Genomic DNA, 18,948 nt, shown 5'->3' with positions numbered 1-18,948 from the left:
GATGACAAGTAAAATACTATTTCAAAAAAATTAAGCCGTTATCTGAGTTTTTTAGAGTGCCATCAAAATGATAGGCAAAGAAAAAAGCGCCCAAGGGGAGTATGTTTAAATGAGAAGAGGTAAAAAACAGGTCTTCTTATACCGCCAACAAGAATTACGTTAATATATTAGAGGCTCTATGGCTTAATTATATCAACGAGGCAATCCAAGAACGATATTATGCGTGTCAGACTTTTTCATTATATTAAGCAGTTCATAAAATTCAGCGAGTTCTTCTGGAGTGGCCGTTAGGGAAAGTGTTTTTTCAGAGAGGATATTCATCCGTTCAATTTCTTTAGACGTCATAAGTAAAATTCCCTGTTATTTCTTGTGTTAATTTTATGTTAAAAACAAAAAATAACAAGTTATGGCTGGAAGCGAGTGAAATAGTAGGAGTTATACCCCGTAATACAGTACGGGGTATTTTTGGCAACATACCCGATCATCAATAAAAATCAGTAATTCAAAGAATTAATTTAAAGTAAAAATTAAAAAAACTACCGCCAAACAAGTTTGTTGGTTACTCATTAAAATATTTCAAAATAAAAAGACATTTTAAAAGATTGTAATCGAGTCGATAGAAACAAATTAAAAAAAACCACATAAAACTAACGTAATTTATTTACAGGGCCCTTCCCGCTTGCGCGGGCCCCTTCCTGTAAAAAATGCCGCTAGTTCAGGGAAGCGACTTGTTGAGTACCAGCCACTGACTGGGTTGGAGAATTACATGTTAAGAAATCTTCATAATCAAAATAAGATATAAGAACCGCACATTCCCCGAGAACTTTTACAGAGTAACCAGCAAGCGCCAAGTCTTTTGTTGAAATAGTAAATATATGCTGACCATTTTGACGAGCACTAAAGTAAACAACCTTAAAATTATAATCTTCAGCATAACCAGAAACAGCCAAGTCAACTTTGTAAAAAGGATGGAAAGACTTACTTTTTTCTATCATTTCTTTGTATTCTTCGAATTGCTCAGGATTTTTGACAGGTTTAGGAGGTTTTGAGCCTACGTCACGACCAAGAGGAGGTTTATTAACAGGGCTTTGAATAAGATCGGAAGAAACAGATTTATTTTTTAAAGCTTGAGTTTTAACAACTTCAGGACTTACGGTTTCATCAACCTCATCAGAACCAAATATTAAAGTAAGGAACCAGACAAGAACAAGTATGAACAATACACCCATACCCATTGCGCTATACATGAGGCCAGACTTCCACCAAGGCGTAATGTCTTGCGTTGTTGCTTCAACAACAGATTGATTAGACATTGTATGGCTTTTGTAAAACTTAAAAATATGTGATTCATAAGCGCGTTCTTTAGTGTTAACAACTGTTGTTGTACAACCTTCATGGATTTTTAAGATATATTCAGAATCTTGGCCATTAAAACTTTTCTTAATAGCTCGATAGACCAAGTTAACCATATCTCTAATATCGCGATGAACTTTTTTAAAATTCTGCGTAATTAATAATATATCATGACCATAATGCCTATGCATTGACAGATATTCTAAAAGGGCTGTTGTTTGGGGTGTTACCTTCCCACTAGGCATAGATAAATGACATTCATCTATAACAAAGAAAACGCCCTGTCCCTTATCATTTTTCCAATCATCATACTTAAGAAAATCTTCAGCTTTTGAAAAGGGTCTAATTGTTCCGTAATCATGGAAATTATACTCAACAACCTCTATAAGTTCAGCTACATCATCGCCATAAACATCTTTAAAATGTTCTATTTGTAACGGTAAATTAGTAACTACTTTACGCTTTTGTTCCAGGGCTGGAATGACATGATTTTTAACAGCCTCATAACTTTTCCCTCCCCCTGGCTTACCTGCAATTCCATTAATCATATTATGAACCCCAACGTACAAACGGTATTAGTTGAAGAAAAAAACGAATAGAAAGACACGTTACAATCATACCCAGAGCTTGAGAGACACCCAAAAGGTTTAGATAATAACCCGTTTCTGGCGGTATCATCTCAAAATACTGAGCAACATTAAGGCCAGACATTAAAGAACCAACACTATCTAATAACAACTTGCCAACATTCATTAATTGCTCTAATGCCCAGATAAAAAAATCTTGAAGAATAGTTTTTAAGGAAAGTAGAAGTCGGTATAAAAAATCAAGAAATTCGTTATAAGTTTCAGTTAAAAAATCGAACATGTTAACCTCCAAACAATATTTTACGACAAGTAAAACCCGCAGTAATTAAAATAAATATCTTTAAAGCAGGCCATATCCTTGGGTCTAAAACGAGGTCAAAACAACCAAGGTTCATGTAACTACCAAAATTCATACAAAAGGACATGTTAGGAGGTGTACCCCCAAAATTTGGCTTAAACTGCTCTAAAAAAACATAGAACTCTGTCTCTTTAAATTCTTCAACTTTATCTTTAAACATACCCTCAACGCCCAAAGGATATTCAGATTCATAAAAACCGACCAAACCATCTGAAGGCAAATTATTCCTAACAACATCATTAGTACCAGTTAACTCAGATATTGAAGTAGTGATCATATTGGCGTTGGAATTATCATTTTGCATAAGTTCGTTTAAATTTGGAACATCAACAGAGCCTGAGCCAGAATTATTCACAGCATCGATAATGCCTTGTAATTTATCTTCATTATTATTATCAGCGACAGCATCACTAATAGCATTAGCTGATTTAATTGTTTGTTTTGCATTTTCATTTTTTAACTTTTTAACCTCATTAATTAAAACGTCACCTTGCAAGCTTGTGATACCGTCTGTACCAGTACCATCTGGGACAGTTGAACCATCTGGATTATAAGGGAGGTCGGTTGTTTCATCAGGCGTAAAAGCCCCACACCCAACACACTCAGGGTCAGTAATTGGAACATCACAATCAATCAAGTCATTTGGGTCATTAACATTACAAATACCATCAGTATTGCCAGAATGAGACCCGTTTTCGTCACCCGTTGAACCATCACCACAAGTAAAAGTACATTCATATGTAAAGTTATTATTATCAGTGAATGTAAAGTCAGAAACACCGCCACGAACAGAACATGAGTTATTACTCAAAGTTTCACATTCTTCAGGATTTTTCACGGGTTCAGGTGGTGGTGGCTCGTTGCAGGAGGCGTCATAATCTCCAGAACTGCGCCAGAAATAACTGGATTGGTTTAATGTTGTTTGAGTCCTTGCACATTCATTGGTTGCTATTGTTTTACATTCATTAAAATCACAACCGCTAGTACCATTAAAATTAAGACCTGTAGAATTCCTTGAATTAGTAGTTTTAATAGTTACGGTATTACCCTTAAAATATAACCATGAAAAACCAGAATAATCACAGGTTGTTGAAGCCCAATTAATAGATTTTATAACATCAATAGCGTCTTGTCTTGATGCGTAAGTGGTTCCAATTAGGGGCTGTCTTAAATCTGGCCGCATAGTACAAGATGAACTACCTTGAGTAATTGTATAAACAGCAAAACTATGAAAAGACGTAAAAAGAAGAAAAATAAAAAGTAAAAATTTCATAAACCACCAAAAAAAAAGGCGATACCATTTAATGATAACGCCATAATTAAGCATTTAATTTAACCCTATATCCCGTCTGTTGCCGCTTTAGCACACATCGCACCGAACATAAGCAAACAGACGTAGAAAAGGGCGGACAATAAACCCGCCAAAATTCTAGACCTTATACAGCTTTAACAGCGCGACGACCTAATACACCTGCTTTAAACGCCATGTTAATCCCGATTGAAGCAACCATAAACAAAGTGATTGCTGCTGCTGCTGTTGTGAAATCGATTGCCGCAAATACGTCAGCCATGTTGATATTCCTTTTTTTAAGTTTTGGCAAAATTGCCTATCCACTAAGTGAATTTTTTAGAACTGTCTTATTAGTTGTTTAGCCATTCTTTGCTTGTAACCAATAAGCCAGAAAATCAAATAACCAGTCATTCCAAAAGTGAATGAGGCCGAAGCCATTTCACCAGTTATTTCTGTAAATTGTGTGTTTTGGTCTGCATAGATTTTTAATTTCGCATACTCAAGACCAGTCATTAAGACCGTTTCAACACATGTTTCTATAGGTAAATCGTCAGAGTAGTAAACATCGTAATTTCTAGAAGGTGACTCGTTACTAGATGAATAATTAAACTCTCTACATTCAGCCGATTCAGAATCAAACGAAATAAAAACAAGAAATAATAAAAAAGATAAAAGAAATCGCTTTCTACAAATTACATTGACCCTAGGATTTTCAACATAAAAAGTACGCCAAAAACTAGTAACATCTTGCTCTTTATTGAAATCTTGTCTGTAAGTCATTAGATTACTTATTAAAATTCTTTAAGCTAAGGTTAAAATGCTCTTTTAATTGAGCATCTACAGGCGTTATTTCAATGACTTCATTTTCAAACGTGTCATCATTAAAAGAGAATTTGAGGTCATATTGCTTATCACCGACGAACGCTTGAGAATCAATTAACAAATGCGCATATTTCGCGTTAATCGAGATGGCTTCCTTGCCAAAAGGGGTTGACGTAGTACGACCCGCCGCTTTACGTTGAAACTTAGGCGAATCAACCGCCTCTAAGGGATACAACACTTCTAATTTTGCATTTTCAATATGTGGGTTCTTAGATTCAGGAAAACGCGTGATACCAATACCAGCAATTACAATAGCCATTTTTTAACACTCCAGTGCATGATTAATTAATTTCTTATACGTGGGAGGAATTCCCAATTTGTCACCCAATATTTCATCAGGTAGAAGTAAGCCGAAGGCTTTAGAAATATCACCGCCAACTAACTCAAGAACATCACCCAAAGCACGACCGGCCGCATGACGAAACCAACGAACGCGACTCGCTAATTCTAAACAAGCCTCTTTCGTTGGAGACATGAACTTGGTACGAATACCTTGTGTATTTTCCATACTTTGAGAAAAAACATTAATACCGGCAAAGGTCGCGTCAACATCAAGCAAACAATCAACAGACCATTTTTTTAATTCAACCTCAGAGCGATACCAATTAAGGTCTTCATTCACAATTTTTTGTTCTAATTTCTTATTGTAAATACGCCAATAAATAGGACTTGTGCGTTTACCCACCGTGACCATTTCAACATCAAAGTTTTTTTGAAAGTCTTTGGTATAGGTATATTCACTGGCGTTTTTAAAGACTGACATAATGCCGCCCTTACCTGTTCTAAATGCGCCATCTCTATAAGCTTTGTCCGCATAGTCACAATCAAAAATGCCGTCGTAATCATCACTCGCCAAATCAACACGCGACAAAAAAGAAATCGATAGCACGCTATTAAGCCAATGATGAAGTTTAAATTTATCGGTATAGCCAAATAAGTTTTTACACCCTAAACCAGAAATTTGAATGTAAGCCGTATCTCGTTGACCACCTAAACCAATAAAGCCAACATCAACGCCCGTTTGTGATTTCATCGTTAGAGAGTTGCTATAGCCATGGAAACCTTTGTCCCTCGGTGCGGAAAGGGTAAAACCAAGAACATGATCAACAAAAATTTTAAGGGTTCTAAAATAGAAATCTGACAGTTGCTTTTTAACAAAGAGTGCATGTCTTTCAATTTCTTCTAATGACTTGCCCTCAGAGTTTTCAACCTTGGGAGGCAATGGGAAATAAGGTTGGTTTTTGGGGCTGTAACCTGCAAAACCTGCTTTATGACAATGACGAAGCTGTGACAATGGAAAACTAAAAGCTAAGTGGTCAACAATGATATTGTCTTTTTTTGCGATAAGGCGCTTACTAATTAGTTCATCAGCCAGAGGTGATAAAGCATTGTTTATAACATTTTTCATATGACCCCCTTTTGAACTAATTGTCGGTAATTTGAATCTGTGATTTCTACTACGTCTGAATTACCCATTTCATACGAAACCCACTGTTTGAATTTAGACAGTGACGAAAAGTAGTTATATTGGCGTACACCTGAATCATCATCATGTGTAGAGTTAACGCCTAAAACCCTTTCGTATTCGTAATAGATAATCATTTAAGTCACTTAATAAATTTCTTTATTCGTTTTTTTATTACCGATACGCGATACTTAGTAGTAATGGCGTTAAAGGTTGTGAACTTGTTTCCATTCGTTTTCTGCTTCTGCATAGCGTTTGTCGATATAAGCCGCTAAGTCTTCAATTTTTATTAATGTAGGGCTACGTTCTGAATCTCGTAATTTGAATGTAGGAATTGGAAAATCGCACCCTTTAGCTTTTTGCTCTGCTGTTTTTGGCTTGATACCGAAAAATTCTTCACAGACATTTTTCAGTTCAATCACTGGTGTTTGAAACCTAGCGAGCAATGCAAAATTTGTATTCATACAACACCTATGTAATTATTTGCGGTTATAACAGTTCAAAACGACTCAAAGACAAGTAACCGTCCCGTTACGTCTCAAAATGATATTAAATCAGATTGGGACGCTTTGCAACAATATTTTTTATGAGAAGTGCTATGGAAGAATTCGAAAAACAATTAGAAGCATTATTTGAAGCAACAAAAACCATAAAAATAAATGAGTTATCTAAAGCTATAGATGTTTCTCCAAGCACAATAAGAACATGGAGAGGTAGAAATAAAATTCCTGAAAGTGCTTTTAGAAAAGCAGAACAAATACGCCAAAACGTCCCAGAAAACAAAACAGATAAACGTATTAACCTACCTTTTTATGAAGTTTCTGCATCAGCTGGTGATGGAAGACTTGTAGAAGCAGAAGAGCAAACTCATTTAATTAGTTTTGCACCTGAATGGTTAGATAAAGAAATAGGTGTAAACCCAAAAGAAGTTTTTTTGATGCTGGTTGAAGGTGACAGCATGTACCCAACATTGAAGAACGGTGCAATGATTATGGTAAATAAAGATTTTAGTGGGTTGAGTGATGGTATTTATGTAATGCGCCATGAACACAACTTATTAGTAAAACGATTACAGTTATTACCGGGCGGTATTATCAAAGTAAAATCGGACAATGATATGTATGAACCTTGGGAAATAAACAAAGAAAATTTGAATGGTACAGATATCGAATTAATCGGCCGTGTTGTGTGGTCAGGTCAAAGAATGTAAATTTAAAAAACTATTATGTTTAAATATGGAAATATAAATGATTATTAAGGAAAAAGACCTTCAAAACGTCAAATCAGCCACGGCTGTAGCTGGTCAGAAGCAAGAACAAGATGTAGCTTTCTTTTTAAGAAGAGAATTCAAAGATCACCCTCAAGTATTAGTTATCAATGATTATAAATTTTCGTTCGACAATGAAACAGCACAAATTGATCATCTAATTGTTTACCCATATGGATGTCTATTAATTGAATCAAAAAGTATTAGAGGAGAAGTTAAAGTTAATGTGCTTGGTGAATGGACTCGTAGTTCAAACTCAAATTGGTTTGGTATGCCTTCACCGATAAAACAAGCAGAACTACAGCAAAAACTATTAAGAGAATTATTGCATCATCACCGAGCAGATATTCTAGGTAAATTATTAGGGTTTAAACAGCAATCTTTTGAAATGCGAAAGTGGAATATTCTATGCGCAGTATCAAGTAATTCAATAATTGATAGAGAAAGTATCCCTAAAAACATTTCTGATGTGGTAGTAAAAAGTGAATTTCTTATTGATAGAATTAATAAGGTGATGGACTTAAAAAGCCCTTTAAAAAGAGCGTTTAGTATTTCCGACGTTCGACCAGCTTTCAGTGATGATGAATTAAAATCAATTACTGGTTTCTTAATAAAAAACACTTCATCGAAAGCTAATAAAGTGAAGAAAAAAGAATCGAAAACTGTTGATATAATTCAAAAGGAGGGTATTTTAAAGTGTAAAAAGTGTAATGATGTATCAAATTTTACAGCAGAATACGGACGCTATGGGTATTTCATTAATTGTAAAACATGCGACACAAATACATCTATGAAAATTCCATGCTTGGAATGTAAAAGTAAAAATACAAAGGTTTCAAAAAATAAAGAAATCTACACTTTAAACTGTTCTGATTGTGATAAAAAAATTCAGCTAATTTCTTAAGTACTCAAAACCTAATTCAATTATTAATAATTCCAAAAAGGACTGTTATTGCCACAAAGTTGACATCAGCTAATACTGTTAAGTAGCATGAATAGATTAGTATTGGTAATGTTGTCTTATCGCCAGTTAGTTAGAATTATGGAGAAACACGTGGAAAGAAAGTTAGTTTTTGTTACCCCCAAGGAAGGTACTCTGATAGATATACATATTGCCAATAAACCTATTTCGCAAGATATAGGGGATGGCTATGATAAAAAGAGGAGTTTAATAATTGATTTCTTACACCCACTTTATCTTGCACATAGATTGGTTGATTCAAATCACACAGATTTAACCCAAGCCCTAGATAAATATTTATCATATTTAGAAGAAAAAACAACAAAGTCCTTTATGTTAATAGATCCTTATGCAGATGTATTTGAAATGAACGTGGAGGTCAATAAATTCGTGCTTAACATACTAACTTCAATATCTTTATTTCTTATCCAAGTAGATAAGCTCATTAAAAATCAATTTGGTAAAAAATCTGAGGAGTATCGTAACTTCGAATTATTAAGAAAAGGGCTGCATAAAAATAGTCTAAGTTATAGATTTTGTTATGATCTAAGAAACTACTCGCAGCATTATAGTATTCCTATAAATAAGTTAGCAATAAATTTTAATCTAAATGAACCCCCTTCTATCACTGCCACAATTGTAAAATCAAAACTTACTGACGGCAACTATAAATGGAAGAGTTATGGTTTAGCGGCACTAAATGAATTAGAAGAAAGTTTTGATCTTATTCCTCATATAACTAACTATGTCGATATTATGAATCAACTATTTAGTTTCCTGTTTACTACCTGCGAAAGTGTACTCATAGAGTTTAATGTAGTAGTAAGAAATATTTTGGATAATGGAGGTTGCCATCATAATAATAGATTCTTTTTTGGCTGTGATATAAAGGAAAATGAGCTAAAGATGGACACCGAGGAAATACCATATACATTTGTTAAAAAACTAGAACAATACGTCTTAAAATTAGATCGTTATAAAACAGAAAATCAACAGTAATATGACCTGAATAATTCATTAGAAAATATATAGCAAAAATCATTCATCTAATGTCAGGTAAGCGCACGAAGCGGTCTAAATAGGAACGAAAGCCTAAAGCTATTTATGTATATAGTGCACACTTTAGTGAAATGGCTATAATTACAAGTACACCATAAATAAAGAAATTTACGGAAGGCACTCCATTAGTACACCTTACACCATTAAAGAGCAGTGAAAATGCGAGGGTCAGTCCAATCGAGCATGGGTGCAACGGAAAGTCGGTGATCGATGGGATTAGCTGAGTTTAGCGGTTTTACTGGGATTGACACAAAAACACCTTATTAATATACTGTATAGAATTACAGTGAATTACCGCAAGTTACCTTGAGTTTCGATATGTAGTACCCCATATGTACCCCATAAAAAAGTAGGATTAATGATGGCATCTTTTACAATTGAAAAACGTACAAAGGCAAACGGTGACTTTTCTTATCGCTGTAAAGTCGTTGTTAAACAAAAAAACGCAATTATACACCGAGAATCTAAAACATTCTGTAAAAAAGAACTCGCTCGTATATATGGAAGGAAGCGTGATCAAGAAATAGAAAATGAAAAAAGCTCACCCAGTTTTTGATATTGAAGCCAATTGTTCAGTTTTTGATGAAGCGATACCAACACTCATTGATATGGATTTAATTGGTAAAGTGACTGAAGAACGAGAAGGCCAACGCAGCTTGAACTCGATAAATTAAGAGTTGGACTAGAAGAAAGGGAAAATCAAAGACCAAATGGTCATGTCAGAATTCCTTATTTAGATATTTTAGATATCAGTATACTTACTTGTATGCGTATAGGTGAAGTTTGTAAACTTAGATGGGATGATTTAAACCTAGAGCATAAAACGATCATTGTTAGAGACAGAAAAGATCCCCGTAAAAAGGAAGGTAATTACATGATTGCCTCACTCTTAGGTGAATCTTTCAGTATTGCCAATGAACAACCTAAAAATAGTGAATTAATTTTTCCCTATAATTCAAGAAGTGTAACGGCTGGATTTCAACGTGTTAGAAATGATTTAGGTATTAAATATTTACGCTACCATGATTTAAGGCGTGAAGGAGCAAGTCGACTTTTTGAGCAAGGCTACACTATTGAAGAAGTTGCTCAAGTAACAGGCCATAGAAATCTTAATATTCTATGGCAGGTTTATACGCAGTTATTTCCGCATAAGTTACATGATAAATTCAGTTGAATAAGATTAAAACAATAAATACAATAGCTTAATATATATTCCATAAAATATCGGCAATTAAATAAGGAAATAAATTGAATACCGTAACTCATATCAGCACAATTAGAACTAACAGTCTCATTATAGCGACATTAATATTTACCATGCTTTGGATAGTCGTAAATAGTTTTTCAAACTACAATGATTTATATTCAGTAGAGGAAAGCTTTTCAGAAGCAGTAGCACTTAATGTAATAGATCGAAAGATAAGTGAAGTATCATCGGCAACTATCTATCCAAAGAATCCAAGTTTTGATATTAAAGAGATTTCATTCACAAAAGCGGATAACAAATTATTAAAGAATTGTAGTGTTTTACTCAAAAAAGACAAAAAAACTCAATGTACATACAATGAAAACCCAGAGAGGTCGATTAAGCGCTTTGCTATTTCAGTAATAAATTCAAAAGGGCTTTGTCTAAATAAAGAAAATCTTAACTACAAATTTACGATGTTCAATACGAAAAACACTTGTGACGGAGGAAATTTCATTGAATTTAGCACTGTCATAATTGAGAGCGATTTACCACAACTTCATGAGTTAGGGATGAAGTCTGCGGCAACAAGAATAATAATAGAAAACAATGAAAATAAAATAGGTGTATCAGTTTTTGTAAACGATATAACATTAGAATATACAGATAAAAAGTTTTTATCTGCCTACGATTTTTCATTACAAGAAACAAATCAAAAATTTCATGGTCATACTATATCTCATAACCTTCTCTGTAATGGAAAAATAAAATCTAATGGATGCTATTATCAGCAACTGAATAAATTATCAATGAAACTATCCAGTGATTCAGTAACTATACCTTATATAGCTACAAGTTTCCCTTCATCTATTGCGTGTATTATTTTACTTTTTCTAATGACTCTGGCGAGTTTAAGTAGCTACTCAGCAAGCAAAATTGCATTAAAAAACATTCAAGGTGGATTAGAGCAAAATTACCTACCTTTTGATTTTAAAAACAACTTTATTAGCCTAGTTTTAATCAGGTACCATATTTTCTTATATGGCATCTGCTTATTAATCACTGTTTTATTTAATATCCCTCCAGATTTCATATATAAAAACGTGATTATGAAAAAATTTCTTCCATTGAGTATGGATAGTTTTAACGTGGTAGCATTTATCATTTCTGTTGTGTTTATATACTTTATTTGTTTAAAGGTTTTAGAGCCTTTAGACAATTCTCTAAGGAAGTTAAGAAAAGAAAGAAGAATTAAATTAAATTAAATTAAATTAAATAGCATTTAACCATAAGACTTTACCCCCGCATTACTATGCGGGGGTATAAATAACGCCCTGTTAAGAGGGAACTGTAATTGGCTAAAATATGAAGCAACCCGACAAACTATTTTGATTCACCAATAACTACATAGCTAAACTTTAAATCATACTTTATTGATATTGATCTTTTACTAGTCGAATCAATGACTTTAACGTTGAACCCTTCACTAGTAACATCATAGATAATAGGATAACCACTATCTTTGTTGGAGTTTCCATAATTGCTTGCAGTAACGTAGGGCGGGTTAGAATATTCTTTATTGAATTTAATATACTTTTCACTATTACCACTTTTAATTGGCTCTATAGCCGATTCACCAGCTTCAATTTGTATTTTGTTAAGAGAAAGTAAAATATTATTTTTGTTTATGTCACTACTTATTCTGTTTTCAAACGCTGAACTAACCTCTCGTTTAGTTATGTATTTGGATGAAGATTCTTGAATTTTAGTTAGGTGCGTTTTTAATGTTTTTATATTGGCATTATTCTCTTTTATAACACTATGCAATTTCGAAAAAATGATTTCTGATTTCTTTAATTCTTGGGATGAGTTTATCAAAGCCTCTATTTCACTTTTCGATTGATTTAACAGCACAACGATTTGACCTACTTTATCTAAATCGAGAGCTTGAAGCTCTAAAATATTTTTATTTATTGATTTCGCATGGGCCTCTGCTTCGCCTGAAGACTTTATTGCATCAAATAATGAAGAAATAGCCTTGTCCGTTAATTTTTCTAATTGTTTCGCAGAAGAAGACATTTTTTCTTCTGTCTGTTCAATTGCTCTATTTGTAGCCTTTTCAGCAACTGTATCTGAAATAGAATAATAAATACCAAATAGTGCAATTAAATTTACAATACCAATAATAGCTCCCCATTTAGCAATTTTAGCGTTTAAATATCTCTCAATGGCATACTTTTCTTCCTGTTCTAAATCATACATTTGATTATTCCTTACTTACATTACTATTAGGATAGATGAAATTGACAATGCTTCTACCAGTATTATTAGATAGAAAATTTCTGCATTTGATCGTCTAGAACTTTCTTTTGCCATTTCAATCACAAAACATAAGCAGATAGTAGTTATAGGTCTATTTAAAATAATATAAAAACAAAAACTAATTAAAGATAATAATGAATTCCGTAAACCATTTAATAAATTAAATTCTAAACATTCATTCCAGTCATCGAGTCGCTCATTAAACTTTTTAATTCATTACGTGAAGCTGTTTCGTTAAGGGCTTTTTTAGAGAGGGCGTTTAGGCGATCGAATTCATCAAAAGTCATAGTTAACAATCCCTGTTATTTGTTATGTTAATTATGCGTTAAAAACTGAAAATAACAAATAATGGCTAGAAGCGAGTAAAATGATAGGCGTTATAACCCGTAATACATTACGGTAAAACATTTTTTAAAGGCAGGGTCTATAACCCTTTAGATATAAAGATACCAGGAATAGATGGAAAATACTTTACCCTCGTATCACTATCCAGAGAGATAAAAAAGTCACCTATAGGTGACTTAAATTAAAACGTTAAAATGAAGTAAAATAACATGATCCTGTTTTAGATCTACTTGAGTAATAGCTAGTACTTAACGCCTAATTTATTCTTTTTGCTTATAAATCATCCTACATTTACCTGCTTTATACTTAATAGGTTCACAGGACACCACAACCCAAAATCCTGATTTTTCTAGATGTTCTTTCATCTCTTCTGATCTCTCACACGGAACGACTTTGTCTGGCATACATTAACTCCCGGCTACATTACACACTAAATTTTCATGGGTTTTCAACAATAAACTGTGATCATTGGTCGGATCTATACCGCCAGCAATAGCTTCAGAATATAATTTCATTAACTTCAGTAAATCATCTGCCGATTTAGACGCAGAAAACTGCTTTAAAGAACTCACTAACGTATCGTCTAAATCAGAAAATAGATTTGCCGCTATGCCATTATCAATAACACTTTTCCATTGTTCTTCGCTCAAGTTAAATGCGCATCGAATTATACCTGAATGATTTTTAACCTGTTTTGAAAAGTTTTCATCATAAGATCCTAAAGCACTTTCCGCGCTATTTTTAAAAGCATCTTTGATATATGGCTGAACAGCGAGTAATTTAGCGGCTTCACCTGTTGCAAAATATTGCCCATTTTCAAATTTATTTCCATCAATATTGGTTGTAATGGTTGTATCAATACTGGCAAGCACCGATGAGTATTTATCACTATTACCATCAGCTCCTTTGTGAATAGGAATATAAGAGGCTTCTTTTCTTTTATAGCCTAAGGTAAAGTTAGGAATTGAGTTTGAGAGGCCAAATTTAAAGCCTAGGGAAGTACTTGTACCAAAAATTAACGCTTTGCGACCTCCTACGAGTTCATCGTCAGAGCTTTGTTGATAACCAATAGCATTAGGGTTAATAACTAAAGTTGCTGCTTCACCGGTTGCATAAAGCTGCTTTATGGTTGGGCTTGTTATTTCGCCACTTGTTTTCATCGATGCTACAACTGGTGGTACCGCTCCGTTTTCATAATTTGGTCCAAAGAACCCTTCAACACGGTCATATGCAAAAGACACGGTTCCTGGAGTACTGTCGACATCAATCACTGCTATCGTGGTTTTTGTTACGAAAACAGCACTATCTGTTGTGCTACACCCAGATAAAAAAAGACTAAAGCACAAAGTAAATAAAATATACTTATTACAAAATTCCATCTCAAAACTCCTTTTTACTCTTCATTTTTAATAATAACAGCCACATCATTTTTTAAAATAGTGGTTGTTTCACTATAATATCCAATAGAAATCCCGTTATGTATTGGTGTATCTGAATACATAACCCCTACATTAGTAATTTTTACCTTGTCGCCTGCAACCAAGGTTTGATCTGCGGGTTTTTCAAGTGTCAGACTAACGAACCCAACAATTTTCTGATTACCGTCACTATCTTGGTAGGTTACTGCGCAAGAACTAACAAGGAGGAATAATAAGGGGATTAGCTGCTGGAATTTAATCGGCATACTCTATATTTTCTTACATAAATTAATGGTATCAATAACAGTAGAACAGCAATAACATTTTCGCAACATTTCAACTACACCTATTAGCCGAGATTGAAGGTGTCGCGACTTATAATGATAAATGAAATAGGAAAGTTTAGCAGAACGGCTATTTTGGCTAAATATCGAAAAAATTGGCTCAGATCCGGTATTATTTTTTATAGAATATAAAAACTAACTCAACATCTATTTACTTGATAAATACTTATTAAGTACATGGAGCAAATCAGCTTGTTGAAATGGCTTGTGTATAAAGTCTTCAATATCAAAATCAAGGGCTTTTTCTTTGTCTTCTTTGCCAACACTGGCACTTAAGATGATAATAGGAATACCTTTGAGTTTACCGTTTTGTTTAATAAAATGTGATGCTGTAAATCCATTAATATTAATTTTTTCTTATTACTCTCAAGGTAAGTTAGCGCTTGCTGACCATCTCCAGCCAAAGAACAAATTACTCCTAAAGAGATTAATTTTTTTGGGGCAATAAACTGATTTATTTTATTGTCTTCTACGACGAGAATATTTACACCTTCGTAGCTCGGTTGGGGTGATGCTATCCACCTATCGTTATTTTTTGCTATAGGTTATTCCGACTGAGGTAATTCTAACGTTACAGTAAATGTGCTGCCTTTTCCTGGTTGGCTTATCATGTTTATATCTCCTGCCATCAAAGCGCTTAATTGGTTCACAATTGATAAACCTAAGCCTGTACTACCATATGTTCTTGTGGTGAAAATCTCTGCTTGGGCAAAAGCATTAAAGAGATGTCTTTGCTGATCTTCATTAATACCTATGCCTGTATCTTTGACCGTTAAGGTTAGTACTCTGGTATTTTGTGCAGTATTTTGGCAGCTACCGTCAATACTAATAGTTCCTTGGTTAGTAAATTTAATCGCATTATTGAGTAAGTTTATCAATATTTTTTAAACCTAAAGTCATCACCAGCCACCCATTTTTCAAGTTTGAGGATAAATTTTCATTAATTAAAATTGACTTTTTAAGCGCCTTTTCGTTCAACATTTCGATTACTGATATTGTTTCTATTGCAGGGTTAAACGATCTATTTTCAAGGTTTAACTCACCCGCTTGCATTTTAGATATGTCTAAAACATCGATAACAATATTAAGTAAAATATTTGATGAGTGATTTATTTTAGATAAATAATCAATGGCATTTGTATCGTTTTTTTCACGCCAAGCTATCTCGGCAAAGCCTATAATTGCGTTTAAAGAGGTTCTATATTCATGGCTAAGAATAGATTTTTACTTTATTTGCAATAACGAGTTCAGTATTACTTTTTAATAATTTTATGGTGTTTTTTGCTACTCTTTTAGTAGGGGAGTAATTAAAGTGATGATACCAATAGTACAAACGATAAACATGATGCCAAGGTTGCTCCAATCTATCAGGCCTTGTTCAAACTTCTTCGTACTCGAAAATGATAATTGAGCTATTTTATTGAATGAAATTATCTCCACGCTGCAGCTAAAAACCAGGTAGAGTCATAATTTTTTACTATGAAAAAATATTACTTTTGCCATAACTTAATTAGTAAGTAAAGTTATTTTGATCAAGACTTTGGTGCACACCAACGAGTAAAAGATCTAATTCAAAAACGGCCTCAACGAAGCCTTTTAATAGAACAGTGTTAGTTTGAAACTCTTTTTTGTAAACTGGGTAATAAACAACAACACCGGTAAATTTATCTTTTTGCTGTACTAGCGACAATAGAGGTGTAATAACATGTTTTTTAAGGCTGATGGCTTTATTGGCACTCGCACTTACAGGTGGGTGCGTCGAAACATCTAAACCTACTGCAGATTTATTTGCTTCAAGGGGATCGATAAAAGTAATGGGAAAATATTGACTCTGATTAGGTGAGCGTTGAAACCCTTGCTCGGTAGATTTTTTGATATAGCTTTCAGTAATCCCCTCTTCTGACAGTGCCAACTCAAATGCTTTTCTGCTGTCAGAGCTTATTAACGGTACCCAAGCTAATGCTCTTAGGCTGATGTTTCGTTGTTCTATTGTATTGGTGAAGGCTTTAAACTCTGCCCGTGTAACATTCTCACTTGCTTGGAATCGTCCGCCTAATGCGGTTAAATGATGCTTTATACTCGATTGAATAACATTAACCTGCTCTATAAATGGTTGAGTCAGATTAATAAATTACTGCTCTTTTCTAACTGTTTATTGTAGCTTGATAAAATATAAATCCAGCTAATAGCTCCTAATACAGAAAGGGTTGTTAAAATAGCGGCTGTTTGATGCTTTGCTCTTCTAACATAAACATTCTTCCTAAAAAATAAAATAACCGGGGTTAGAAAGATAATACCGATGAAATCGCCAACCCATTTTGCTGCCCATATATAATAAAGGACTTCTGTGGGAATTTTTAGCCATACCCAACGCGATATCATCACGATAGTACTCGTAACAAATGCTGATAAAGGCCCGGCGAAGATTAAAAACTTAATCATTTCATTAGGGATATGTGTTTTAAGTGGCAAGGTAATAAAACGTAAAACTAATTGCTTACTAATAACTAATTGTAAAACACTTACCAGAGATAAAATAATGATTAAATAGATTGAAAAAGAAGAGTTTTAATTGAGTTGGTAAATACTGACCAACGAGGATAACATCGACCCTATTAAAATGGTGTGCCCATATAAAAAATATAAGCCAAGCATTACACCCGGTACTGGCCAAATGAGACTCGCAACGCCAAAGGTGATGGTAAACAGCGAACCAAATTTTACCAATGAAAAATGAATGCAAAAAGCAATGATTACAAATAATATGTTTTTCACATAAAGTCGCTCATCTAACTTCCCTGAATAATTGAATTATCTCTTTAATAACAATCTGTTCTTAAACTGAACTTTCTTAGATATTGCTATTATCATTAAGGCATCATGGTTGCTTTTATTCTTGATATCAAGAGCAAAAAATACAAAAGAATACAATCTACCCTGCTCCATTTGATTACCCACAATTGCTATAGAATAACTTGATAAGGGTAAATAAATTATAGTTAGAGGTATCACTTTAGCTATTGCTTTGCTCATAAAACGTAAATTACCGCTAAAGCTTTAATTTTACTTTTGCGGTCCTCTTGTCGGATTTACTTCTGACGACTACAATCAGTTGGCACTGAAGTCCGTTTTTATGTTTAAGTCATTACCTCCCCTTGAATAAGTATCTACCTTTAAATTACGTTTCATCGCTCTTAGCGTATAATTAGATAATAAAGTAATTCAATTAGCTAAATTAAAAGCGTCTTTCGGGTCCACACTAAAAACGTTATAATTTTGTGCTCAACATGACACTTACTTATTTATTTATAAGGACAATGATGAAAATGTTCCCCATGACACTATTATGGATAATTATTTTTACTACGGATTTATTTGCTGAGACCATTCGTATCACTAATGGTGAGTGGGAACCATTTCTATCTAATTACAGTTACCAATATGGTCTTAACTCTCATATAGTCACTGAAGCATTTAAGTTGGAAGGTATCGAGGTAGAGTGGGGGTTTTTCCCTTGGAAACGAGCTAATGAATATGCCAAAGAAGCAACAGATTGGGATGCTTCTTGTTGCTGGTGGCCTGACGATGAGACAAAAAAAGAGTTTTTAGTGAGCGACGCTATAACAGAAACGTCTTTTGTTTTTTATCACCTAAAAAGCTATGAGTTTCATTGGCAATCAATGCAAGACTTAAAAGGAATGAAAATAGGAGGTACAACAACGTATGATTATGGCAAAGCGTTTATGGATGCTATTGCTACAGAATACTTTACTGTTGATTTCACCTCAAAAGATGAATTCAATTATAAGAAATTATTGGCTGGGCGCATACAAATATTCCCAAACGATCCTTCTGTTGGTGATGCTCAGATTAGAAACTACCTATCACCTGATGAAGCTAACCTTTTAACTCATAGCCCGAAAGAATTTGGTCGCAGCACACTCCATTTAATTATGAGTAAAGATCATAAGCGCAATCAATATTTTCTTGATAAATTTAATAGTGGTTTAAAAAAACTAAAGGCCAGTGGACGTTTTCAACAGATGTTGGAAGACTTGAAAGCAGGAAAGTATGATAAGAAAAAATTTATTTTTGAAGAATAAGGTGGGT

23 protein-coding genes and 1 pseudogene are annotated in these 18,948 nt (G+C 33.8%); 6 read left to right on the top strand and 18 right to left on the bottom strand.

Features of this window, described 5'->3' with window-relative positions; all coding sequences use genetic code 11:
• Window positions 1–192 precede the first annotated feature (192 nt).
• The 10 genes from H4J52_RS07560 to H4J52_RS07520 form a co-directional block, all read right to left on the bottom strand.
• Window positions 193–345 carry a hypothetical protein gene (locus H4J52_RS07560; RefSeq protein ID WP_182224452.1) on the bottom strand — a complete coding sequence of 51 codons (153 nt, stop codon included), beginning with the start codon at window positions 343–345 and terminating at the stop codon, window positions 193–195.
• 365 nt (window positions 346–710) lie between these two features.
• Window positions 711–1,901: a zonular occludens toxin domain-containing protein gene (locus H4J52_RS07555; RefSeq protein WP_182224451.1), complete on the bottom strand. Its 1,191-nt coding sequence runs from the start codon at window positions 1,899–1,901 to the stop codon at window positions 711–713.
• 1 nt (window position 1,902) lies between these two features.
• Window positions 1,903–2,220: a DUF2523 family protein gene (locus H4J52_RS07550; protein ID WP_182224450.1), complete on the bottom strand. Its 318-nt coding sequence runs from the start codon at window positions 2,218–2,220 to the stop codon at window positions 1,903–1,905.
• 1 nt (window position 2,221) lies between these two features.
• Window positions 2,222–3,571 carry a hypothetical protein gene (locus H4J52_RS07545; RefSeq protein ID WP_182224449.1) on the bottom strand — a complete coding sequence of 450 codons (1,350 nt, stop codon included), beginning with the start codon at window positions 3,569–3,571 and terminating at the stop codon, window positions 2,222–2,224.
• 163 nt (window positions 3,572–3,734) lie between these two features.
• The gene (locus H4J52_RS19970; protein ID WP_259367836.1) at window positions 3,735–3,869 is read right to left on the bottom strand and encodes a hypothetical protein; all 135 of its coding nucleotides are present in this window, start codon (window positions 3,867–3,869) and stop codon (window positions 3,735–3,737) included.
• A 56-nt stretch (window positions 3,870–3,925) separates the two neighbouring features.
• The gene (locus tag H4J52_RS07540; protein ID WP_182224448.1) at window positions 3,926–4,369 is read right to left on the bottom strand and encodes a hypothetical protein; all 444 of its coding nucleotides are present in this window, start codon (window positions 4,367–4,369) and stop codon (window positions 3,926–3,928) included.
• 4 nt (window positions 4,370–4,373) lie between these two features.
• Window positions 4,374–4,730 carry a DUF1293 family protein gene (locus H4J52_RS07535; RefSeq protein WP_182224447.1) on the bottom strand — a complete coding sequence of 119 codons (357 nt, stop codon included), beginning with the start codon at window positions 4,728–4,730 and terminating at the stop codon, window positions 4,374–4,376.
• Window positions 4,731–4,733: 3 nt separating this feature from the next.
• Window positions 4,734–5,879: a replication initiation factor domain-containing protein gene (locus H4J52_RS07530; RefSeq protein ID WP_182224446.1), complete on the bottom strand. Its 1,146-nt coding sequence runs from the start codon at window positions 5,877–5,879 to the stop codon at window positions 4,734–4,736.
• Window positions 5,876–6,073 carry a hypothetical protein gene (locus H4J52_RS07525; RefSeq protein ID WP_182224445.1) on the bottom strand — a complete coding sequence of 66 codons (198 nt, stop codon included), beginning with the start codon at window positions 6,071–6,073 and terminating at the stop codon, window positions 5,876–5,878. The genes H4J52_RS07530 and H4J52_RS07525 overlap by 4 nt, the downstream gene beginning before the upstream one ends.
• Before the next feature lie 69 nt (window positions 6,074–6,142).
• Window positions 6,143–6,400, bottom strand: coding sequence for a pyocin activator PrtN family protein (locus H4J52_RS07520; protein WP_182224444.1), 258 nt, complete (start codon window positions 6,398–6,400; stop codon window positions 6,143–6,145).
• Between the two features lie 134 nt (window positions 6,401–6,534).
• On the opposite strand from H4J52_RS07520, the gene H4J52_RS07515 reads away from it, so the two are divergent.
• From H4J52_RS07515 to H4J52_RS07495, 5 genes and pseudogenes are all read left to right on the top strand, one after another.
• The gene (locus tag H4J52_RS07515; protein WP_182224443.1) at window positions 6,535–7,146 is read left to right on the top strand and encodes a helix-turn-helix transcriptional regulator; all 612 of its coding nucleotides are present in this window, start codon (window positions 6,535–6,537) and stop codon (window positions 7,144–7,146) included.
• Window positions 7,147–7,183: 37 nt separating this feature from the next.
• On the top strand, window positions 7,184–8,107 hold the full coding sequence (locus H4J52_RS07510; protein ID WP_182224442.1) for a nuclease-related domain-containing protein: 924 nt from the start codon (window positions 7,184–7,186) through the stop codon (window positions 8,105–8,107).
• A 150-nt stretch (window positions 8,108–8,257) separates the two neighbouring features.
• Complete coding sequence (locus H4J52_RS07505; protein ID WP_182224441.1) at window positions 8,258–9,163, top strand: hypothetical protein; 906 nt, start codon at window positions 8,258–8,260, stop codon at window positions 9,161–9,163.
• A gap of 421 nt (window positions 9,164–9,584) precedes the next feature.
• A pseudogene (locus H4J52_RS20440) lies at window positions 9,585–10,397 on the top strand (site-specific integrase).
• Window positions 10,398–10,471: 74 nt separating this feature from the next.
• Window positions 10,472–11,674 carry a hypothetical protein gene (locus H4J52_RS07495; RefSeq protein WP_182177528.1) on the top strand — a complete coding sequence of 401 codons (1,203 nt, stop codon included), beginning with the start codon at window positions 10,472–10,474 and terminating at the stop codon, window positions 11,672–11,674.
• A 118-nt stretch (window positions 11,675–11,792) separates the two neighbouring features.
• Here the strand turns inward: H4J52_RS07495 and H4J52_RS07490 are convergent, their stop codons facing one another.
• From H4J52_RS07490 to H4J52_RS07455, 8 genes are all read right to left on the bottom strand, one after another.
• Window positions 11,793–12,671 (bottom strand): hypothetical protein, encoded by an 879-nt coding sequence (locus H4J52_RS07490; protein ID WP_182177530.1) that lies wholly within the window; start codon window positions 12,669–12,671, stop codon window positions 11,793–11,795.
• 812 nt (window positions 12,672–13,483) lie between these two features.
• Complete coding sequence (locus H4J52_RS07485) at window positions 13,484–14,455, bottom strand: hypothetical protein (RefSeq protein ID WP_182177532.1); 972 nt, start codon at window positions 14,453–14,455, stop codon at window positions 13,484–13,486.
• A 14-nt stretch (window positions 14,456–14,469) separates the two neighbouring features.
• Window positions 14,470–14,760 carry a hypothetical protein gene (locus H4J52_RS07480; RefSeq protein ID WP_182177534.1) on the bottom strand — a complete coding sequence of 97 codons (291 nt, stop codon included), beginning with the start codon at window positions 14,758–14,760 and terminating at the stop codon, window positions 14,470–14,472.
• 225 nt (window positions 14,761–14,985) lie between these two features.
• Window positions 14,986–15,183, bottom strand: coding sequence for a response regulator (locus tag H4J52_RS20435; RefSeq protein WP_404851974.1), 198 nt, complete (start codon window positions 15,181–15,183; stop codon window positions 14,986–14,988).
• A 200-nt stretch (window positions 15,184–15,383) separates the two neighbouring features.
• Entirely contained in the window at window positions 15,384–15,716 is a 333-nt protein-coding gene (locus H4J52_RS07470; RefSeq protein WP_182224440.1) for an ATP-binding protein, read from the bottom strand.
• Window positions 15,697–16,056, bottom strand: a complete 360-nt coding sequence (locus H4J52_RS20430) for a histidine kinase dimerization/phospho-acceptor domain-containing protein (RefSeq protein WP_182177696.1) — start codon at window positions 16,054–16,056, stop codon at window positions 15,697–15,699. Before H4J52_RS20430 ends, H4J52_RS07470 begins: the two co-directional genes overlap by 20 nt.
• A gap of 292 nt (window positions 16,057–16,348) precedes the next feature.
• Entirely contained in the window at window positions 16,349–16,915 is a 567-nt protein-coding gene (locus H4J52_RS07460) for a CHASE domain-containing protein (RefSeq protein WP_310649976.1), read from the bottom strand.
• A gap of 41 nt (window positions 16,916–16,956) precedes the next feature.
• A complete protein-coding gene (locus H4J52_RS07455; RefSeq protein ID WP_182224458.1) occupies window positions 16,957–17,391 on the bottom strand; it encodes an MASE1 domain-containing protein in 435 nt (144 codons plus the stop codon).
• A 767-nt stretch (window positions 17,392–18,158) separates the two neighbouring features.
• Between H4J52_RS07455 and H4J52_RS07450 the strand changes: the two genes are divergently transcribed.
• Window positions 18,159–18,941 (top strand): ABC transporter substrate-binding protein, encoded by a 783-nt coding sequence (locus H4J52_RS07450; protein ID WP_220461073.1) that lies wholly within the window; start codon window positions 18,159–18,161, stop codon window positions 18,939–18,941.
• Window positions 18,942–18,948: the final 7 nt, after the last annotated feature.

Source organism: Colwellia sp. MB02u-14 (genome assembly GCF_014076915.1).
GTDB lineage: Bacteria > Pseudomonadota > Gammaproteobacteria > Enterobacterales > Alteromonadaceae > Colwellia_A.
The sequence above is the reverse complement of the archived record's forward strand: the minus strand, read 5'-3'. Positions and strand labels throughout refer to the sequence as shown.

Coding starts and splice junctions, on each gene's coding strand:
- H4J52_RS07535 (WP_182224447.1), bottom strand. CDS start 4,730: ATGGCTATTGTAATTGCTGGTATTGGTATCACGCGTTTTCCTGAATCT.
- H4J52_RS07490 (WP_182177530.1), bottom strand. CDS start 12,671: ATGTATGATTTAGAACAGGAAGAAAAGTATGCCATTGAGAGATATTTA.
- H4J52_RS07530 (WP_182224446.1), bottom strand. CDS start 5,879: ATGAAAAATGTTATAAACAATGCTTTATCACCTCTGGCTGATGAACTA.
- H4J52_RS07480 (WP_182177534.1), bottom strand. CDS start 14,760: ATGCCGATTAAATTCCAGCAGCTAATCCCCTTATTATTCCTCCTTGTT.
- H4J52_RS07450 (WP_220461073.1), top strand. CDS start 18,159: ATGAAAATGTTCCCCATGACACTATTATGGATAATTATTTTTACTACG.
- H4J52_RS07485 (WP_182177532.1), bottom strand. CDS start 14,455: ATGGAATTTTGTAATAAGTATATTTTATTTACTTTGTGCTTTAGTCTT.
- H4J52_RS07555 (WP_182224451.1), bottom strand. CDS start 1,901: ATGATTAATGGAATTGCAGGTAAGCCAGGGGGAGGGAAAAGTTATGAG.
- H4J52_RS07520 (WP_182224444.1), bottom strand. CDS start 6,400: ATGAATACAAATTTTGCATTGCTCGCTAGGTTTCAAACACCAGTGATT.
- H4J52_RS07515 (WP_182224443.1), top strand. CDS start 6,535: ATGGAAGAATTCGAAAAACAATTAGAAGCATTATTTGAAGCAACAAAA.
- H4J52_RS07540 (WP_182224448.1), bottom strand. CDS start 4,369: ATGACTTACAGACAAGATTTCAATAAAGAGCAAGATGTTACTAGTTTT.
- H4J52_RS07560 (WP_182224452.1), bottom strand. CDS start 345: ATGACGTCTAAAGAAATTGAACGGATGAATATCCTCTCTGAAAAAACA.
- H4J52_RS07510 (WP_182224442.1), top strand. CDS start 7,184: ATGATTATTAAGGAAAAAGACCTTCAAAACGTCAAATCAGCCACGGCT.
- H4J52_RS07545 (WP_182224449.1), bottom strand. CDS start 3,571: ATGAAATTTTTACTTTTTATTTTTCTTCTTTTTACGTCTTTTCATAGT.
- H4J52_RS19970 (WP_259367836.1), bottom strand. CDS start 3,869: ATGGCTGACGTATTTGCGGCAATCGATTTCACAACAGCAGCAGCAGCA.
- H4J52_RS07525 (WP_182224445.1), bottom strand. CDS start 6,073: ATGATTATCTATTACGAATACGAAAGGGTTTTAGGCGTTAACTCTACA.
- H4J52_RS07550 (WP_182224450.1), bottom strand. CDS start 2,220: ATGTTCGATTTTTTAACTGAAACTTATAACGAATTTCTTGATTTTTTA.